The organism is Stenotrophomonas sp. Y6 (assembly GCF_022436665.1).
GTDB lineage: Bacteria > Pseudomonadota > Gammaproteobacteria > Xanthomonadales > Xanthomonadaceae > Stenotrophomonas > Stenotrophomonas acidaminiphila_A.
Genome location: NZ_JAKUKB010000012.1, coordinates 138,117 through 155,612 on the forward strand (window position 1 = coordinate 138,117; position 17,496 = coordinate 155,612).

General features: G+C 71.5%; 13 protein-coding genes and 1 pseudogene. 6 read left to right on the forward strand and 8 right to left on the reverse strand.

Features of this window, described 5'->3' with window-relative positions:
* Positions 1-143 precede the first annotated feature (143 nt).
* The 4 genes from purL to xerD all read right to left on the reverse strand — a co-directional run bounded on the left by purL (position 144) and on the right by xerD (position 7,384).
* Positions 144-4,097 (reverse strand): phosphoribosylformylglycinamidine synthase, encoded by a 3,954-nt coding sequence (gene purL / locus MKP15_RS15190; protein WP_240213279.1) that lies wholly within the window; start codon positions 4,095-4,097, stop codon positions 144-146.
* 105 nt (positions 4,098-4,202) lie between these two features.
* The gene (locus tag MKP15_RS15195) at positions 4,203-4,697 is read right to left on the reverse strand and encodes a hypothetical protein (RefSeq protein ID WP_240213280.1); all 495 of its coding nucleotides are present in this window, start codon (positions 4,695-4,697) and stop codon (positions 4,203-4,205) included.
* A gap of 32 nt (positions 4,698-4,729) precedes the next feature.
* On the reverse strand, positions 4,730-5,509 hold the full coding sequence (locus MKP15_RS15200) for a DsbC family protein (protein ID WP_240213281.1): 780 nt from the start codon (positions 5,507-5,509) through the stop codon (positions 4,730-4,732).
* Positions 5,510-6,379: 870 nt separating this feature from the next.
* Positions 6,380-7,384, reverse strand: coding sequence for a site-specific tyrosine recombinase XerD (gene xerD / locus MKP15_RS15205; protein WP_240213282.1), 1,005 nt, complete (start codon positions 7,382-7,384; stop codon positions 6,380-6,382).
* Between the two features lie 71 nt (positions 7,385-7,455).
* On the opposite strand from xerD, the gene MKP15_RS15210 reads away from it, so the two are divergent.
* Entirely contained in the window at positions 7,456-7,923 is a 468-nt protein-coding gene (locus MKP15_RS15210) for an RDD family protein (RefSeq protein ID WP_240213283.1), read from the forward strand.
* Between the two features lie 545 nt (positions 7,924-8,468).
* On the opposite strand, the gene lptG is transcribed toward MKP15_RS15210, so the two are convergent.
* Both lptG and lptF read right to left on the reverse strand, forming a co-directional pair.
* Complete coding sequence (gene lptG / locus MKP15_RS15215) at positions 8,469-9,575, reverse strand: LPS export ABC transporter permease LptG (RefSeq protein ID WP_240213284.1); 1,107 nt, start codon at positions 9,573-9,575, stop codon at positions 8,469-8,471.
* The gene (lptF, locus tag MKP15_RS15220) at positions 9,572-10,654 is read right to left on the reverse strand and encodes an LPS export ABC transporter permease LptF (protein WP_104939641.1); all 1,083 of its coding nucleotides are present in this window, start codon (positions 10,652-10,654) and stop codon (positions 9,572-9,574) included. Before lptF ends, lptG begins: the two co-directional genes overlap by 4 nt.
* 105 nt (positions 10,655-10,759) lie before the next feature.
* On the opposite strand from lptF, the gene MKP15_RS15225 reads away from it, so the two are divergent.
* From MKP15_RS15225 to MKP15_RS15245, 5 genes are all read left to right on the forward strand, one after another.
* Positions 10,760-12,232, forward strand: a complete 1,473-nt coding sequence (locus tag MKP15_RS15225) for a leucyl aminopeptidase (RefSeq protein ID WP_104939642.1) — start codon at positions 10,760-10,762, stop codon at positions 12,230-12,232.
* Between the two features lie 98 nt (positions 12,233-12,330).
* Positions 12,331-12,756 (forward strand): DNA polymerase III subunit chi, encoded by a 426-nt coding sequence (locus MKP15_RS15230; RefSeq protein WP_104939643.1) that lies wholly within the window; start codon positions 12,331-12,333, stop codon positions 12,754-12,756.
* 9 nt (positions 12,757-12,765) lie between these two features.
* Positions 12,766-12,966: a YqaE/Pmp3 family membrane protein gene (locus MKP15_RS15235; protein WP_104939644.1), complete on the forward strand. Its 201-nt coding sequence runs from the start codon at positions 12,766-12,768 to the stop codon at positions 12,964-12,966.
* Between the two features lie 32 nt (positions 12,967-12,998).
* Positions 12,999-15,824 (forward strand): valine--tRNA ligase, encoded by a 2,826-nt coding sequence (locus MKP15_RS15240; RefSeq protein ID WP_240213285.1) that lies wholly within the window; start codon positions 12,999-13,001, stop codon positions 15,822-15,824.
* A gap of 89 nt (positions 15,825-15,913) precedes the next feature.
* Positions 15,914-16,738: an EamA family transporter gene (locus tag MKP15_RS15245; RefSeq protein WP_240213290.1), complete on the forward strand. Its 825-nt coding sequence runs from the start codon at positions 15,914-15,916 to the stop codon at positions 16,736-16,738.
* A 9-nt stretch (positions 16,739-16,747) separates the two neighbouring features.
* Here MKP15_RS15245 and rimI read toward each other — a convergent pair whose 3' ends face one another.
* Together rimI and MKP15_RS15255 are read right to left on the reverse strand one after the other, a co-directional pair.
* Positions 16,748-17,245 (reverse strand): ribosomal protein S18-alanine N-acetyltransferase, encoded by a 498-nt coding sequence (rimI, locus tag MKP15_RS15250; protein ID WP_104939647.1) that lies wholly within the window; start codon positions 17,243-17,245, stop codon positions 16,748-16,750.
* A pseudogene (locus tag MKP15_RS15255) lies at positions 17,242-17,496 on the reverse strand (alanine acetyltransferase); the annotation flags it as partial. The gene rimI and the pseudogene MKP15_RS15255, both read right to left, overlap by 4 nt.

Here is a 17,496-nt window from a genome sequence, read left to right on the forward strand (position 1 = left end):
GTACGCCGTGGCGCGGCAGCGCGGCGCGCATCCGCCGTGCCAGGCACGGCAGCGGCGCCGGGCCCGGTCCGCGGCCGCAGGCGTGCCGGCGCGGCGTCGCCGCGGGCCCGTGTCGCCACGGACCCGGCGATGGCGTGGCGCGCTCAGCCGCACCACACCCGCGCGTTGCGGAACATGCGCAGCCACGGCGCGTCCTCGCCCCAGCCCTTCGGCGCCCAGCTCAGGTTGACCGTGCGCGGGGTGCGTTCCGGGTGCGGCATCAGGATGGTGACGCGGCCGTCGCGGGTGGTCAGGCCGGTGATGCCATCGGGCGAACCGTTCGGGTTCAGCGGATACTGTTCGGTCGCGCGGCCGTCGCCATCGACGTAGCGCAGCGCCACGTCCACCGCGGCCTGGTCCACCGCGCTGTCGAACGCGGCGCGGCCCTCGCCGTGCGCCACCGCCACCGGCAGCCGCGAACCGGCCATGCCGCGCAGCAGGATCGACGGCGATTCCACCACCTCCAGCAGCGCGGTGCGGGCCTCGAACTGCTCGCTGCGGTTGCGCAGGAAGGTCGGCCAGTGCTCCGCGCCGGGAATGATGGCCTTGAGCTGGCTGATCATCTGGCAGCCGTTGCAAACGCCCAGGGCAAAGGTGTCCGGGCGCGCGAAGAACGCGGCAAAGGCTTCGCGCAACGCCGGGCGTTCCAGGATCGAGGTGGCCCAGCCGCGGCCCGCGCCCAGCACGTCGCCATAGCTGAAGCCGCCGCAGGCGGCCAGGCCGCGGAAGTCCGCCAGCCGCACGCGGCCTTCGATCAGGTCGCTCATGTGCACGTCGAACGCGTCGAAGCCGGCGCGCTCGAAGATGTTGGCCATTTCGATCTGGCCGTTGACGCCCTGCTCGCGCAGGATCGCCACCTTCGGCCGCGCCCCGGTGGCGACGAACGGCGCGGCGACGTCCTCGGCCGGGTCGAACGCCAGCTTCGGCTTCAGCCCGGGGGCGTTGAAGCTGCGCGCGACCGCGCGCTCCTGGTCGGCCGCCTCGGGGTTGTCGCGCAGCTTCTGCATGGCGTGGGTCACCGACCACCAGGCGTCGAACAGTTCCTCCCAGCGCCATTCGGCCAGGCTCTGCCCGCCGAGCTGCACGCGCACCACCGGTGCGGTGGTCGGGCGCGCGATGCGCTGCGCGCACTCGGTCAGGGCATGCCGTTCGACCAGGTCGGCGAACGCGGCGCGGTCTTCCCGGGCGATCTGCACCACCGCGCCGAGCTCCTCGTTGAACAGGCTGCGGAACGGGTCATCGCCCCAGGCATCGAGCACGATGTCCAGGCCCAGCCGCGAGGCGAACGACATCTCGCACAGTGCGGCGAAGGCGCCGCCATCGCTGCGGTCGTGGTAGGCCAGCAGCAGCCCGGCTTCACGTGCATCGCGGATCAGTTCGAAGAAGCCGCGCAGGCGCTGCGGGTCGTCCAGGTCCGGCACTTCACCGGCGAACGCCGGCAGGGCGCTGTGGTCGGCCTGGGTCTGCGCCAGGATCGAGCCGCCCAGGCGCTGCTTGCCCGCGCCCAGCCCGATCAGCCACAGCTCGCTTTCGCCCTCGCGCTCGAGCAGCGGGGTCAGCTGCTGGCGCGCGTCGACCACCGGCGCGAACGCCGAGATCACCAGCGACACCGGCGACACCGACTTCTCGGTGCGGCCATCGGCCTGCCACTGCGCCTGCATCGACAACGAGTCCTTGCCCACCGGGATGCTGATGTCCAGCTGCGGGCACAGTTCCATGCCCACCGCGCGGACCGCGTCGTACAGCAGCGCGTCCTCGCCGTCGTGGCCACAGGCGGCCATCCAGTTGGCCGACAGCTTGACCGTGTCCAGCGAGGTCAGCGGCGCGGCACACAGGTTGGTGATCGCCTCGCCCACCGCCATGCGCGCCGACGCGGCGGCGTTGAGCAGCGCCAGCGGGGTGCGCTCGCCCACCGCCATCGCCTCGCCGGCGTAGGTGTCGAACCCGGCCAGGGTGATGGCGACATCGGCCATCGGCAGCTGCCACGGGCCGATCATCTGCTCGCGCGCGGTCAGGCCGCCGACGCTGCGGTCGCCGATGGTGACCAGGAAGTTCTTGGCCGCCACGGTCGGGTGCGACAGCACCCGCAGGCCGGCGTCGTGCAGGTCGATGCCGGCGGTCTTCAGCTGCGGCCAGCGCGGCGCGGGCGGGTGCGCGGTGTCGCGGTGCATCTTCGGCGCCTTGCCGAACAGCACGTCCATCGGCAGGTCGATCGGGTGAGCGGCACTGCCGCGCGGCTCGTCCGAACGCCCGGCGCGCTGCGCCGGGCCGGGGGTATCCGTCGCGGCAGCGCTGCCATAGACACTTTCAACCGTTGCGCCATACCCCACCACCAGCCGCTCCTCGGCGGTGGCCACGCCGACCGCGGCGAACGGGCAGCGCTCGCGCGCGCAGATCGCGGCGAACTCGGCCAGGCGGTCGGCCGGGATGCCCAGCACGTAGCGCTCCTGCGACTCGTTGCACCACAGTTCCAGCGGCGACAGCGAGGGATCGTCGGTCGGCACCTTGCCCAGGTCGATCACGCCGCCGACCCCGGAATCGTGCAGCAGTTCGGGAATGGCGTTGGACAGGCCACCGGCGCCGACGTCATGGAAGAACTTGATCGGGTTGCCCGCGCCCATGGCCACGCAGCGGTCGATCACTTCCTGGCAGCGGCGCTCCATTTCCGGGTTGTCGCGCTGCACGCTGGCGAAGTCCAGGTCCTCGGCGCTCTCGCCCGAGGCCACCGACGAAGCGGCGCCGCCGCCCAGGCCGATCAGCATCGCCGGGCCGCCCAGCACGATGACGATGTCGCCATCCTGCAGCTTCAGCTTGTCCACCTGCACGCGGTCGATCGCGCCCAGGCCGCCGGCCAGCATGATCGGCTTGTCGTAGGCGCGGGTGATGCCGTCCTCGGGCAGCTCGAAGCTGCGGAAGTAGCCCAGCAGGTTCGGGCGCCCGAACTCGTTGTTGAACGCGGCGCCGCCGAGCGGGCCGTCGAGCATGATGTCCAGCGCCGGCGCCATCCGCGGGTTCAGCGCGCGCGGCGCCTCCCACGGCTGCGGCAGGGTCGGGATGCGCAGGTGCGAGACCGAGAAGCCGGTCAGGCCGGCCTTGGGCTTGCCGCCGCGGCCGGTCGCGCCCTCGTCGCGGATCTCGCCGCCGGCGCCGGTGGAGGCCCCCGGGAACGGCGCGATCGCGGTGGGGTGGTTGTGCGTCTCCACCTTGATCTGGAACGCACTGGGCACCACCGCTTCGCTGCGGTAGCGGCCGGTGGCCGGGTCCGGGCGGTAGCGCGCGGCCGGCTCGCCCTCGATCACCGCGGCGTTGTCGCTGTAGGCGCTGAGCGTGTGCTGCGGGGTCTGCTGGTGGGTGTGCTTGATCATCCGGAACAGCGAGCGCTCCTGCGCCTGTCCGTCGATGGTCCAGCTGGCATTGAAGATCTTGTGCCGGCAATGCTCGGAATTGGCCTGCGCGAACATCATCAATTCGACGTCGGACGGGTCGCGGCCGAGTTCGCCGTAGCGCTGGCGCAGGTACTCGATCTCGTCGTCGGCCAGGGCCAGGCCCAGGCGCTTGTTGGCGCCTTCCAGGTCGGCCAGCGCGATGCGCTGCAGCGGCTTGCGCGCCGGGCTGTCGAACAGCGCCCGCGCCTGCGCGATGTCGGCCAGCAGCGACTGCGTCATCGGGTCGTGCAGCAGCCGGGCCACGGCCGCCTGCTGCGCCGGATCGGACGGCCAGCCGGCCAGGTCGATGCGGGTACCACGCTCGACGCGCTGGATCGCCAGGCCGGCGCCGCGCACCAGTTCGGTGGCCTTGCTCGACCACGGCGACAGCGTGCCCAGGCGCGGCACCACGTAACGCGAGACCGTGCCCGCGGCCGCCTCGGCCGGGTGCGGCTGGGCCTGCAGGATGCGGCCCAGGGTGGCCTGGTCGACGGCCGCGGCATCGGCGGCCTGGGTGAAATAGACGTGCCAGGCACCGGTGATGCGCAGATCGGCGGCGATGGACTGCAGGCGGGATTCAAGACGTTCGCGGCGGAACGGCGAAAGGGCGGCTGCGCCCTCGAGGACGATCATGTCCGGGAGACCATGGTGGGAGTCGGGCCGGCCATTGTACCGGAGCCGGCTTTGGGCCGGGCCCGGCGACGGCGGCCGCGGCCGGGCCGCGGAGTCGGCCAGGGCCTAGTCTGCGGGCGCCGGCCCGACCTCGCGCCCAACCCGGCGCCACCGCGCCCCGTCCCAGACCAGGTAATCGACGATGTCCGGAGAGCGGGCCCCCTCGGCATGGGTGACCACCAGCAGCCGGCTGTCGCGCCGGTAGTCGAAGCGGACGTTGTTCAACGCCTGGCCGGGGTGGACCTTGCCGCTGCGGCGGTCGATCAGCGCGTACTGGCGGCACCCGCTGCCGCAGCCGACCACGAACAGGGTGAAGCGGTCGGCGAAGTTGGGCGGTTCCGGCGCCTCGCCGTCGGCCTGCAGGTACCGCATCATCTTCCAGCCGATGTCCGTGCGCGGCAGCTTCGCCGGCGCCGGATGGTCGATGCGGCTCAGCGCGACGCGGTGGGCCTGGAACGTGGGCGGTGCCGACGCACAGCCGGCGTGGAGCAGCGGCGCAAGCAGCGCCGCGCGCCTGGCAAGCGCCGTCCACCCTGCGCCGGGGGCACGGCGGCGCGACACCCGTGGCATCGCGCTGCCCCGGGGCCGACCGATCAGGGGCTGCCGGCGGCGCCGGGCAGCCGCTCCAGCGCGGCCTTGAGCTGCGCCGGCGGCAGGTAGCCGCCCAGCTGGGTGCCGTCGGCGGCGAAGATCGCCGGGGTGCCGCTGATGCCCAGCTGCTGGCCGACGGTGTACTGCATGGTCACCGGGTTGGTGCAGTTCTTCGGCTCCACCGGACGGTCGGACTTGGCCGCGGTCAGCGCCGCCTTGCGGTCGCTGGCGCACCACACCGAGACCATGTCGGTGTGGTCCTTGCTGCCCAGCCCCATGCGCGGGAACGCCAGGTACTCGACGGCGATGCCCTGACGGTTCAGCTCGGCGATGTCCTGGTGCAGCTTGCGGCAGTACCCGCACTCGATGTCGGTAAACACGCTGATGGTGTACTTGGCATTCGGCGGCGCGAACACGATCCGGTCCGAATGCGGCAGCGACGCCAGCAGCTTGCGGCGGTGGGCCAGCAGGCCCTCGCTGGTGGCCAGCGCGCGCTTTTCGATGTCGTAGGGCTGGGCCTGCAGCAGGTAGCGGCCGTCGTCGGTGACGTACAGCACCTGGCCGGACACCACCACTTCGCGGAAGCCGGCGAACGGCGCGGCGCCGATGTAATCCGGGTTGAAATTCGGGTCCAGCTGCCGGAGCGCATCGCGCACCCGCTTCTCGACCGCGCCGTCCGCGCGGGCCGGCGCGACGGCGGCCGTCGTTTCGGGCGTTTTCGGCTGCGCGCAGGCGGTCAGGCTGATCGCGCCCAGCAGCGCGGCGATGGCGATTCGGAGCATGGGGATTCCAGGTAAACGGGAAGGACGGAAATCCCGGCGATTCTCGCATACCGCGCCGATGGCGACGTTCAGGGGGTGGCGGGGGTGGCGCCGTCCGCAGGGGACCTGCGAGGGATGGCGGCGCGCGCAGCCTGGACCTGCACGGAGGTCATCCTGGCGCGAGGTCGCACGGCTAGAGGCCGGGCTCGCCGCACATTGGCGCGACGTCACGCGGGCAGATGCGGGGCTTGCCGCACATTGGCGCAACGTCGCTCGGGTAGATGCGGGGCTCGCCCCGCATGCACAAGCCCGTGCCGGGCAAGCCCGGCACCTACGCGCCGCCCCCGCACTCCGCTGCGGCCTGCCCCGCTGGTACATGCGGGGCAGGCCTGCGCTATGGATGACGGACGCTGTCAGAGACATGCCGGGTGGTGCGGTTGGTTCCGGGCGCGCGGCGGCGCGGCAGGCCGTACCGGCGCCCTTGTTTCGGCTTGGCGCGACCGGGCGTTCGGCAGGCCGCGCGGCAGTGCCGCGGGTTTGCTGCTGCCTTCCATGGCGGGACTTCAATGGCCTGCGGATACTCCGGCGTTGGAACTCCGATGCGGCCTGCCCCGCCAGTGCTAGCAGCACAGGCCAGCGCTACGGGTGGGGCGCTGTCAGAGACATGCCGGGTGGTGCGGTTGGTTCCGGGCGCGCGGCGGCGCGGCAGGCCGTACCGGCGCCCTTGTTTCGGCTTGGCGCGGCCGGGCGTTCGGCAGGCCGCGCGGCAGTGCCGCAGATTCGCTGCTGCCTTCCTTGGCGGGACTTCAATGGCTGGCGGATACTCCGGCCCGGCCCTCCGTGGCCGGGCGTTCGCGTCCGCGCGCGCCAGTGGCGCGCAAGCGCGGTCGCTCACCCCCTCGGGTGGTGGGTGCGGTGCAGCTTCTGCAGGTGTTCGCGGGCGACCAGGGTGTAGATCTGGGTGGTGGACAGGGAGCTGTGGCCCAGCAGCATCTGCAGGGCGCGCAGGTCGGCACCGTGGTTGAGCAGATGGGTGGCGAAGCTGTGGCGCAGGCCGTGCGGACTGATCCGCGCCGGGTCGATGCCGGCCGCCGCCGCGCTGGCTTTCACCAGCGCCCAGAACTGCTGCCGGGTAAGCGGCTTCTGCGCACGGGTCAGGAACAGCGGCACCTGGCCGTCGGCCGTGGCCTGCACCGGCCGGCCCGCCGCCAGCGCCGGGCGCGCGTCTGCGAGGTAGCGCTCCAGCCAGTGGCGGGATTCCTCGCCCAGCGGCACCAGCCGCTCCTTGCTGCCCTTGCCGGTCACCCGCAGCACGCCCTGGCGCAGGTTGACGGCATTGGCCGGCAGGTCGACCAGCTCGCTCACGCGCAGGCCGGCGGCATACATGAGTTCCAGCATGGCGCGGTCGCGCAGGCCCTCCGGCGTGGTGATGTCCGGCGCCGCCAACAGCGCCTCGATCTGGCTCTCGGCCAGCGCCTTGGGCAGCGGCCGCGGCAACCGGGGCGGCTCCAGCAACGCGGACGGATCGTCGTCGCGCTCGCCGCGGCGCAGGCAGTCGGCGAAGAACGCGCGCAGCGCCGACAGCAGGCGCGCGTTGCTGCGCGGCGACCAGCCGTGACGGGTGCGCCATGCCAGGTAATCGAACAGGCCGGCGCGGTCGAGGCCGGCCAGCAGTCCCGGCGGCGACGTGCCCGCGGCGTCGCCGGCGCGCGCGTTCGCCCAGCGCGCCAGCCCTTCCAGGTCCCTGCGGTAGCTGTCCAGCGTGGCCCGCGCCAGCCCCTGCTCGGCCCAGATCGCATCGAGGAAGCGCTGGATGTGGCGGCCATCGGCCTCGCGCGGCGGCGGCAGCTGCATCACCCGCTGGCGGCGTTCGGCGGCGGTGGAAGGCGACGTCATGGCGCGCAGGATAGGCAATGCCGGCACCGCTGCCCATCCACATCGCGCACGCCAGCCCGTATGCTCGCGCGATGAACGCCGATTCCGCCGCCCCGCCCCGCCCCTCGCCACTGCTGCTGCGCCGGCTGGCGGCGCTGTTCTACGACCTGTGGCCGGTGCTGGCGTTGTGGATGCTCACCGCCGTGCCGTTCACCCTGCTGGACGTGGTCGCCAGCGGTGGCAACACCCGCCACAACATCGCCCCCTACAGCCCGCTGCAGTGGCTGCTGTGGCTGTGCTGCTGGGTGGTCGCCGGTGGATACGCGACGCTCAGCTGGAGGCGCGGCGGGCAGACCCTGGGCATGCGTCCGTGGCGGCTGTACGTGCGGGGCACCGACGGCCCGCCATCGATGGCCCTGCTGTGGAAGCGCTATGCGCTGGGCACGCTGTCGCTGCTGTGCGGCGGGCTGGGGTTCTGGTGGGCGCTGGTGGATCGGGACGGGCTGACCTGGCATGACCGGCTGAGCAACACGCGGCTGGTGCACGTCCCCGACCGGTAACCACCGCAAACAGCCCACCCTTCATTACCCCGGCGCGCGGCGGCGCGGCTGGGCAACCGGTGCTTGCGGTTCCCTGCGGCGCGGCATGACCGGCTGAGCAATACGCGGCTGGCGCACGTCCCCGACCGGTAATCACCGCAAACAACCCACCCTTCATTACCCCGGCGCGCGGCGTCGCGGCTGGGCAACCGGTGCTTGCGGTTCCCTGCGGCGCGGCATGACCGGCTGAGCAACACGCGGCTGGTGCACGTCCCCGACCGGTAAACGCCGCACGCGGTCCGGCCGTCATTGACCCAGCGCGTGGCGGCGCAACCGGTACTCATGGTTCCCCGCGGCGCGGCACGACCACCCGGGCAACACCCGGCTGCTGCACGCCCCCCAACCGGTAATCGCCGCACGCAGTCCGGCCGTCATTGACCCGGCGCGCAGCGGCGGCAGCGCAACCGGCGCATCCGGCCTTGTGCGGCCGGCAGCATCCGCGCGGCACCCGCCGCATCAGCCCGCGCGCGGCGCGGGCAGCGCCCGTGCCTGCCCGCGGCGCGGACTCAGCTGGAGCGCCGCCTGAACAGCCAGCCGGACACCGCCAGCATGATCACCGGCGGCAGCGCGTAGGCGATGCGGTAGTCGAACTTGAGCGCGCCGGCCATGCGCCCGAAGAACATCTGCAGCAGCAGGAAGCCCAGCGCGAACAGCATGCCCAGGAACAGGCGCTTGCCCATGCCGCCACTGCGCAGCGAGCCGAACGCGAACGGCACCGCGGCCAGGCACAGCGCCAGTACGTTCACCGGGTAGAACCAGCGGCTCCAGTAGGTGTCCTCGTAGTCGCGCGCATCCAGCCCGTTGCGCTTGCGGTACTCGATGCTGGTGCGCAGCTCGGCGGCGGTCAGGCTGCGCGGCTTGGCCAGGCCCGAGGCCAGGGCCGCCGCATCCAGGGCCGAGTCCCAGGGCTCGCTGGCCACCGTCTGGCGGCTGGCCGAGCGCTCGCCGAAGGTGTCGCGCCGCACCTGCTCCAGGGTCCAGCCGCTGGCGTCGTGGCGGGCGGTGACCGCATGGGTCAGGCTGGCCAGGCGACCGTCGGCATCCAGCCGGTAGAGGCGTACGTCATGCAGCAGCAGGCGCGTGCCGCCATCGTCGCTGAGCTGTTCCTCGCCGCTCTGCGCATTGAGGAAGGTGTCGCCCTCGCGCGCCCACAACCCGGAATAGCGGGCCACGGCCATGTCGGTATTGAACTTGGCGCTGGCCTTGAGCGCATCGGCCTTTTCCTGCGCCCACGGCGCCAGGGTTTCGCCGTTGACCACCATCATCGCGGTCAGCAGTGACAGCGCGATGGCCACCGACAGCGCGATCCGGCGCCGCGACAGGCCCAGCGCGCGCAGCGCGGTCAGCTCCGAGGTCGCGGCCAGCTGCCCCAGCCCCATCAGCGCGCCGATCACCGCGGCCATCGGGAACAGCGTGTAGGCGCGGCGCGGCAGGGTGTAGGCGCTCCAGGCCACGGCATGGCCGAAGGTATAGCTGCCGGTGCCGATGTTCTTGGCCTCGCCGGACAGCGACAGCATCGCGTCCAACCCGGTCAGCACCGCCCACGCCAGCAGCACGGTGAGCAGCACCGTGCGGCCGACGTAGAAATCGTGGATGCGCGGGCGCAGCATCATGCGCGGACTCCCCTGCGGCGCGACAGCCGGCCATCGCGGAAGTACATCCACAGCGCCAGCGCCAGCAGCGGCACCGTCAGCCACCACATGCCCAGCGCCGGCGGCAGGGTACCGTTGGCCAACCATTGCCGGCCACTGATCATCAGGCTGACGCCCACCACATAGCCGAGGAAGGCCAGCATCACGCTTCCGTAGCGCTGCTGCCGCGGGGTGCTGCGCGACAGCGGCAGCGCCAGCAGGGCGAAGGCCAGCGCCAGCAGCGGCGGGGTGATGCGCCAGTGCAGCTGCGCCTGGGCCTCGGGCCGCTCGTCACCGAGCAGGCGCAGGGTCGGCAGCACCTCGGGGTCGTCCTGCCCGCGCGGTTCGTCACGGTCCGGCAGGGCCACCTCGTTGCTGGCGTAGCGCATCAGGCGGTAGTCCAGCGCGCCGTTCTCCGGGCCCTCGACCCGGTGGCCATCCTCCAGCCGCAGGAAGCGCTGGCGCTCGCCCTCGAAGAACATGCTGCCGCTGTTGGCCGAGACCACGTCGATGCGCCCGTCCTTCTGCCGCTGGATGAACACCTTGCCCATCTTCGTGCCGTCTTCGTTGAGCGAGGACAGGTAGACGATGCCGCCGCCGGAGAGCTGGGTGAACTTGCCCGGCTCCAGCCCGGCCACCACCACGCTGCGGCTGGCCGCCTCGACCATCGCGTCGGCGGTGCGGTTGGCCCACGGCCCCAGCCACAGCGAGCAGGCCCCGACCACCGCCACCACCGGCGCCACCAGCATCAGCACCGGCCGCAGCAACCGCCGCGGGCCGACCCCGACCGCGGTCAGCACCGCCATTTCCGAGTCCCGGTAGAGCCGGGCGATGGCCAGCGACAGGCCCAGCAGCAGCGCCAGCGGCAGGATGATGGGCAGGTAGACGATGAACTGCAGGCCCAGCTGCGACAGCAGCAGCCCGGCCGGCATGCGGCCGTCGGCAATCCGCCCCAGGATGTCCACCAGCACCCCGCCCACGCTCACCACCAGCAGCACGGTCAGGGTCGCCAGGAAGCTCTGGATGAAGTCGCTCAGCAGGTAGCGGTCAAGCTTCGCCATGGGGTGGGTGGTTTAAACTCCCGGTTTCGTTCGCGGCGCGCCCGGCCGGTCTGGAGGGGTGGAAACAGTCCGCGATTGTACGGATTTGGCAATGGAATCTGATCAATGTCTCTGCAATTCACCCTGAACCACGCCGCCCCGGCCTCGGCCGCGGTCGACTGCGTCATCGTTGGCGCCTTCTCGGACAAGTCGCTGTCGCCGGCGGCACAGGCGCTCGACGCCGCCTCGGGCGGCCGCCTCGCGGCGCTGGTGGAGCGCGGCGACGTCGGCGGCAAGACCGGCAACACCACCGTGCTGCACGACCTGGCCGGTGTGGCCGCGCCGCGGGTGCTGGTGGTCGGCCTGGGCGACCCCGCCAAGTTCGGCGTGGCGCAGTACATCAAGGCGGTGGGCGACGCCGCCCGCGCGCTGCGCAGCGGCATCACCCGCAGCGCGCTGTTCACCCTGGCCGAGCTCGAAGTGAAGGGCCGCGACGCGGCCTGGAACATCCGCCAGGCGGTGATCGCCGCCAACCATGCCAGCTACCGCTACACCGCCACCCTGGGCAAGAAGAAGCCCGACGCCCCGGGGCTGGAAACCCTGGCGATCAGCGGCAGCGACGAGACCGCGCTGGCGCAGGGCCAGGCCATCGCCGCCGGCGTCGAGTACGCCCGCGAGCTGGGCAACCTGCCGCCGAACCTGTGCACCCCGGCCTACCTGGCCGAATCCTCGGTCAAGTTCGCCGCTGAGCACGAAGGCGCGCAGGCCGAGATCCTGGACGAGCAGCAGATGGAAGCGCTCGGCATGGGCTCGCTGCTGGCGGTGGCCCGCGGCTCGGCCAACCGGCCCAAGCTGGTGGTGCTGAAGTGGAACAACGGCGGCGACGCCAAGCCCTACGTGCTGGTCGGCAAGGGCATCACCTTCGATACCGGCGGCGTCAACCTGAAGACCCAGGGCGGCATCGAGGAAATGAAGTACGACATGTGCGGTGGCGCCAACGTCATCGGCACCTTCGTCGCCGCGGTCAAGGCCCGGCTGCCGCTGAACCTGGTGGTGGTGGTGCCGGCGGTGGAGAACGCGATCGACGGCAACGCCTACCGCCCGTCGGACGTGATCACCTCCATGTCCGGCAAGACCATCGAAGTCGGCAACACCGACGCCGAGGGCCGCCTGATCCTGTGCGACGCGCTGACCTATGCGCAGCGCTTCGAGCCGGCCGCGCTGGTCGACGTGGCCACCCTGACCGGCGCCTGCATGGTCGCCCTGGGCCACCAGACCGCCGGCCTGATGAGCAAGCACGACGACCTGGCCAACGAACTGCTCGCCGCCGGCGAACACGTGTTCGACCGCGCCTGGCGCCTGCCGCTGTGGGACGAGTACCAGCCGATGCTGGATTCGACCTTCGCCGACGTCTACAACATCGGCGGCCGCTGGGCCGGCGCCATCACCGCCGGCTGCTTCCTGTCGCGCTTCACCGAGGGCCAGCGCTGGGCGCACCTGGACATCGCCGGCGTGGCCAGCGATGAAGGCAAGCGCGGCATGGCCACCGGCCGCCCGGTCGGGCTGCTGGCGCAGTGGCTGCTGGACCGGGTGGGCTGAAGCCGGACCCGGGAACCGGGCACGGGGAATGGAAATTCCCCGTGCCGGCTCCCCGCCCCGCACCCGTTCACTTCCCTTTCCCCTTCCGGTTACCCGCCTTGACCCGTGCCGACTTCTACCTGATCGCCAAGCCCCGCTTCCTCACCGAGCCACTGAAGCTGGTGTGCGAACTGGCGCGCAAGGCCAATGACACCAGCCAGTACACGCTGGTGCTGGCGCGCGACGCGGCGCAGGCCGAGGAACTGGACGAGCTGCTGTGGTCGTTCGACCCGGACGCCTACATCCCGCACCAGATCGTCGGCGAGGACGTGGACGAGGAAGAAGCCATCGTGCTGATCGCCGCGCCGGGCGCCGACGCGCCGGAGCGGCCGCTGGTGATCAACCTGCGCGACGAGCCGTACCTGGGCAGCTGCGAGCGGGTGCTGGAAGTGGTGCCGGCCGACCCGGCCGCGCGCGAACCGCTGCGCGAGCGCTGGCGCCAGTACAAGGCCGCCGGCTACGCGCTCAACAAGCACGACATGTAAGGGACCCGCATGCGCCTGCTCATCGCCCTGCTGCTGCCATGGCTGGCCTTCTTCACCATCGGCCGGCCGCTGTCCGGCATCGTCTGCCTGGTCCTGCAGGTCACCCTGATCGGCTGGGTTCCGGCCGCGATCTGGGCCGCCTACGCGGTCAGCCAGTACCACACCGACCAGAAGATCAGGCGCGCGCTGAAAACCGGCGCGTTCCGCTGATCCCCTCCCCGCCTTCCACCCGGTTTCCCCGCATGACCCAACTCGCCTCCAGCTACGACCCGAAGTCCTTCGAAACCGCGCTCTACGATGCGTGGGAGAAAGCCGGCCATTTCAAGCCGTCCGGCAAGGGCGAGCCGTACACCATCCTGCTGCCGCCGCCGAACGTGACCGGCACCCTGCACATGGGCCACGCGTTCCAGCAGACGCTGATGGACGCGCTGATCCGCTACCACCGCATGCGCGGCTACGACACGCTGTGGCAGGTCGGCACCGACCACGCCGGCATCGCCACCGAAATGGTGGTCAGCCGCAACCTGGCGCTGGAAGGCAAGGGCGAGACCCGCGATTCGCTGGGCCGCGACGGCTTCATCGACAAGGTGTGGGAGTGGAAGGCGCACTCGGGCAACGTGATCGAAGGGCAGATGCGCCGCCTCGGCACCTCGGCCGACTGGTCGCGCAGCACCTTCACCATGGACCCGGGCCCGAGCGAAGCGGTGATCGAAGCCTTCGTGCGCTGGCACGAGCAGGGCCTGATCTACCGCGGCCAGCGCCTGGTCAACTGGGACCCGGTGCTGAAGACCGCCATCTCCGACCTGGAAGTGGAGAGCGTCGAGGAAGACGGCTTCCTGTGGTCGATCGCCTACGCGCTGGAAGACGGCGCCAGCTACGAGCACGTCGAGCTCGACGCCGACGGCAACGAGACCCTGCGCGAAACCCGCCATTACCTGGTGGTGGCCACCACCCGCCCGGAAACCCTGCTGGGCGACACCGCGGTCATGGTCCATCCGGAAGACACGCGCTACGCCCACCTGGTCGGCAAGCGCGTGACCCTGCCGCTGACCGGCCGCAGCGTGCCGGTGATCGCCGACGACTACGTCGACAAGGCGTTCGGCACCGGCGTGGTCAAGGTCACCCCGGCGCACGACTTCAACGACTACCAGGTCGGCGTGCGCCACGGCCTGCCGATGATCAACCTGTTCACCCCGACCGCCGCGCTCAATGAGAACGCGCCGGAGCAGTACCGCGGGCTGGACCGCTACGAAGCGCGCAAGGTGATCCTGGCCGAACTGGAAAACCTGGGCATCCTGGTCGAGACCAGGGCGCACAAGCTGCAGGTGCCGCGCGGCGACCGCACCGGCCAGGTGATCGAGCCGTACCTGACCGACCAGTGGTTCGTGAAGATGGACGGCCTGGCCAGGCGCGGCCTGGAGCTGGTCGAGAACGGCAGCATCAAGTTCGTGCCGGGCAACTGGATCAACACCTACCGCCACTGGATGGAGAACATCCAGGACTGGTGCATCAGCCGCCAGCTGTGGTGGGGCCACCGCATCCCGGCCTGGTTCGACGACGCCGGCAACTGCTACGTCGGCCGCAACGAGGCCGACGCCCGCGCCCGGGCCGGGCTCGGCGACGACGTGGCGCTCACCCAGGACAGCGACGTGCTGGAGACCTGGTTCTCCTCGCAGCTGTGGCCGTTCTCCACACTGGGCTGGCCGGAGGAAGCAGCCATGGCGCAGCGCGGCTTCGCGCGCTACCTGCCGTCGAACGTGCTGGTCACCGGCTTCGACATCATTTTCTTCTGGGTGGCGCGCATGATCATGGCCACCGACAGCTTCACCGGGCAGATCCCGTTCAAGGACGTCTACATCACCGGCCTGATCCGCGACGCGCAGGGCCAGAAGATGTCCAAGTCCAAGGGCAACGTGCTCGACCCGCTGGACATCATCGACGGCATCAGCATCGACGACCTGGTCGCCAAGCGCACCCATGGCCTGATGCAGCCGAAGATGGCCGAGAAGATCGAGAAGGCCACCCGCCGGGAGTTCCCGGACGGCATCATCGCCCACGGTGCCGATGCGCTGCGCTTCACCATCGCGGCGCTGGCCACCCACGGCCGCGACATCAAGTTCGACATGAGCCGCGCCGAGGGCTACAAGAACTTCTGCAACAAGCTGTGGAACGCCAGCCGCTTCACCCTGATGAACACCGAAGGGGCCAGCTTCAGCGGCGCGCCGCAGCCGCGTACCGACGCCGAGCGCTGGATTCTTTCGCGCCTGGCGAAGGTTTCGGCCGAGGCGCAGCAGCATTTCGCCGATTACCGCTTCGACCTGCTGGCGCAGGCGCTGTACGAGTTCGTCTGGAACGAGTTCTGCGACTGGTTCCTGGAGCTGACCAAGCCGGCGCTCAACGGTGACAACGCCGCCGATGCGGCCAGCACCCGCCACACCCTGCTGTACGTGCTCGAAGCGGTGCTGCGCCTGCTGCACCCGCTGATTCCGTTCGTCACCGAACAGCTGTGGCAGCAGGTGGCGCCGCGCCTGGGCATCGCCGTCGACACGCTGTCGCTGCGCCCCTATCCGACCGCGGCGGAGTTCAGCGGCGACTATGCCCAGGCCGAGGCCGACGTGGAGTGGTTCAAGACCATGGTCAACGCCCTGCGCCGGGTGCGCAGCGAGCTGAACGTGCCGCCGTCCCGGCTGGTCCGGCTGCTGCTGCAGGGGGGCCAGGCCGTGGACCAGGCGCGGGTGGAGCGCTTCACTTCGCAGCTGCGTTTCCTGCTGAAGCTGGAGAACATCGAGTGGCTGGCCGCCGACGCGCAGACCCCGCCGGCCGCGGCCGCCATCGTCGGCGAGCTCAAGCTGCTGGTGCCGCTGGAAGGCCTGGTCGACCTGGATGCCGAGCGCGCGCGCCTGGACAAGGAGATCGCGCGGGTGTCGGCGGAGAAGGAGAAGAGCGAGACCAAGCTGTCCAGGTTCACCGACAAGGTGCCGGCGGCGGTGGTCGAACAGGAGCGCGTGCGCCTGGCCGACTGGAACGGCCAGCTGGCCGGCCTGCAGGCACAGCGCGCCAAGCTGTAGGCCGCCCCCCGCGGTGACGCAAGCGCCGCCTGCGGGCGGCGTTTGTGTTTGCGGCTATGCTGCGCGCTCCACCGCACCCCGGGCATGCGATGTCGCTGGCGATCTTCTGCGCGGTGCTGTTCGCCGCCCTGCTGCACGCCGGCTGGAATGCCCTCGTCAAGCGCGGTGGCGACCCCCTGCTGAACACGATCCTGGTCACCGGCTGGGCCGCGCTGCTGTCCGCGCTGGCGCTGCCGTGGCTGCCGCTTCCGGCGCCGGCAAGCTGGCCGTGGCTGGCCGCATCCACGCTGCTGCAGGCCGGCTACTACGTGCTGGTCGCGCGCGCCTACCAGGCCGCCGACATGAGCCTGTCCTACCCGCTGATGCGCGGCTGCGCACCGCCGCTGGTGGCGCTGGCCGCCGGCCTGGCATTCGGCGAACGACTGACCGCCAGCGCCTGGCTCGGCATCGCCGTGGTCAGCGCCGGCGTCGTCGGCATGGCCGGCGGCGCGGTCCGCCGGCAGCTGCGGCTGCCGTTGTCCGTCGCCGTGCTGATCGCCACCTACACCCTGGTCGACGCGCGCGGCGCGCGCCTGTCCGGCAATGCCGCCAGCTATGCGCTGTGGTTGTTCCTGCTGTCCGGGCTGCCGCTGCCGCTGTGGGCGCTGGCCACCCGCCGCGCGCAGCTGTGCCGGCACCTGCGCGACCACTGGCGGCAAGGACTGCTGGGCGGCGCCGGCACCACCGCGTCCTACGGCATCGCGCTGTGGGCGATGACCCAGGCGCCGGTGGCGGTCGTCGCCGCGCTGCGCGAAACCTCGATCCTGTTCGCGCTGCTAATCTCGGCCCGGGTGCTGAAGGAGCATATCGACCGCAGGCGACTGTCCGCCGCGGCGCTCATCGTGGCCGGCGTGGTCCTGCTGCGGCTGGGGTGAACGGGCCGCCTACAGCGGCGGCATGCGGGCGATGTCCGCGTCCACCAGTTCCATCGCCATCACCAGCGCGTCCTCGCGGCCGATCACCGCCGGGTAATAGCGCGGCCGCCGGCCGATCTCGTTGAAGCCCTCGCTGTGGTACAGCGCGATGGCCGCGGCATTGGACGGCCGCACCTCCAGGAACACCCGCGCCGCGCGGTGCTCGCGTGCCACCTGCACCAGCTCGCGCAGCAGCCGCCGCCCGAACCCGCGCGACTGCCGCAGCGGATCGACGCAGACGTTGAGCACGTGCGCCTCGTCGGCGGCGATGCTGAGCAGCCCATAGCCGAGCAGGCCGGTGTCGCCGACCAGCACCCGCCCCGGGTAACCGGCGCGCAGGCAGTCCTGGAAGATGCCCCGGGTCCACGGGAACGGATAGGCGCGCAGCTCGATCTCCATCACCGCGTCCAGGTCGCCCTCGTGCATCGGGCGCAGGACCGGCGCGGGCGTCGCCGCCACCGCGTTCATTGCCGCTGCTTCCGCCGCAGTTCGCGCAGGTGCGGCCACAGCGCGCGCTTGGCCGCGGGGTTGGCGCGCAGCTCGTCCAGCGGCCAGCTGTCCATCAGCGCGCGGGTCTGCGGGTCGTTCGGATTGCAGCCGGACGCGCGCAGCAGCGCGATCTGCAGGCGGTCGGGCAGGCGCACCCCGGCGCGGCGCGGCGCGGGCCGCGCCAGGGGCGGGGCGGCGGGGGCATCGGGTGCCATGCGCGGCGGGGCCTC

Coding starts and splice junctions, on each gene's coding strand:
- MKP15_RS15225 (WP_104939642.1), top strand. CDS start 10,760: ATGTCTCTGCAATTCACCCTGAACCACGCCGCCCCGGCCTCGGCCGCG.
- purL (WP_240213279.1), bottom strand. CDS start 4,097: ATGATCGTCCTCGAGGGCGCAGCCGCCCTTTCGCCGTTCCGCCGCGAA.
- MKP15_RS15210 (WP_240213283.1), top strand. CDS start 7,456: ATGAACGCCGATTCCGCCGCCCCGCCCCGCCCCTCGCCACTGCTGCTG.
- xerD (WP_240213282.1), bottom strand. CDS start 7,384: ATGACGTCGCCTTCCACCGCCGCCGAACGCCGCCAGCGGGTGATGCAG.
- MKP15_RS15245 (WP_240213290.1), top strand. CDS start 15,914: ATGTCGCTGGCGATCTTCTGCGCGGTGCTGTTCGCCGCCCTGCTGCAC.
- lptF (WP_104939641.1), bottom strand. CDS start 10,654: ATGGCGAAGCTTGACCGCTACCTGCTGAGCGACTTCATCCAGAGCTTC.
- MKP15_RS15235 (WP_104939644.1), top strand. CDS start 12,766: ATGCGCCTGCTCATCGCCCTGCTGCTGCCATGGCTGGCCTTCTTCACC.
- rimI (WP_104939647.1), bottom strand. CDS start 17,245: ATGAACGCGGTGGCGGCGACGCCCGCGCCGGTCCTGCGCCCGATGCAC.
- MKP15_RS15200 (WP_240213281.1), bottom strand. CDS start 5,509: ATGCTCCGAATCGCCATCGCCGCGCTGCTGGGCGCGATCAGCCTGACC.
- MKP15_RS15240 (WP_240213285.1), top strand. CDS start 12,999: ATGACCCAACTCGCCTCCAGCTACGACCCGAAGTCCTTCGAAACCGCG.
- lptG (WP_240213284.1), bottom strand. CDS start 9,575: ATGATGCTGCGCCCGCGCATCCACGATTTCTACGTCGGCCGCACGGTG.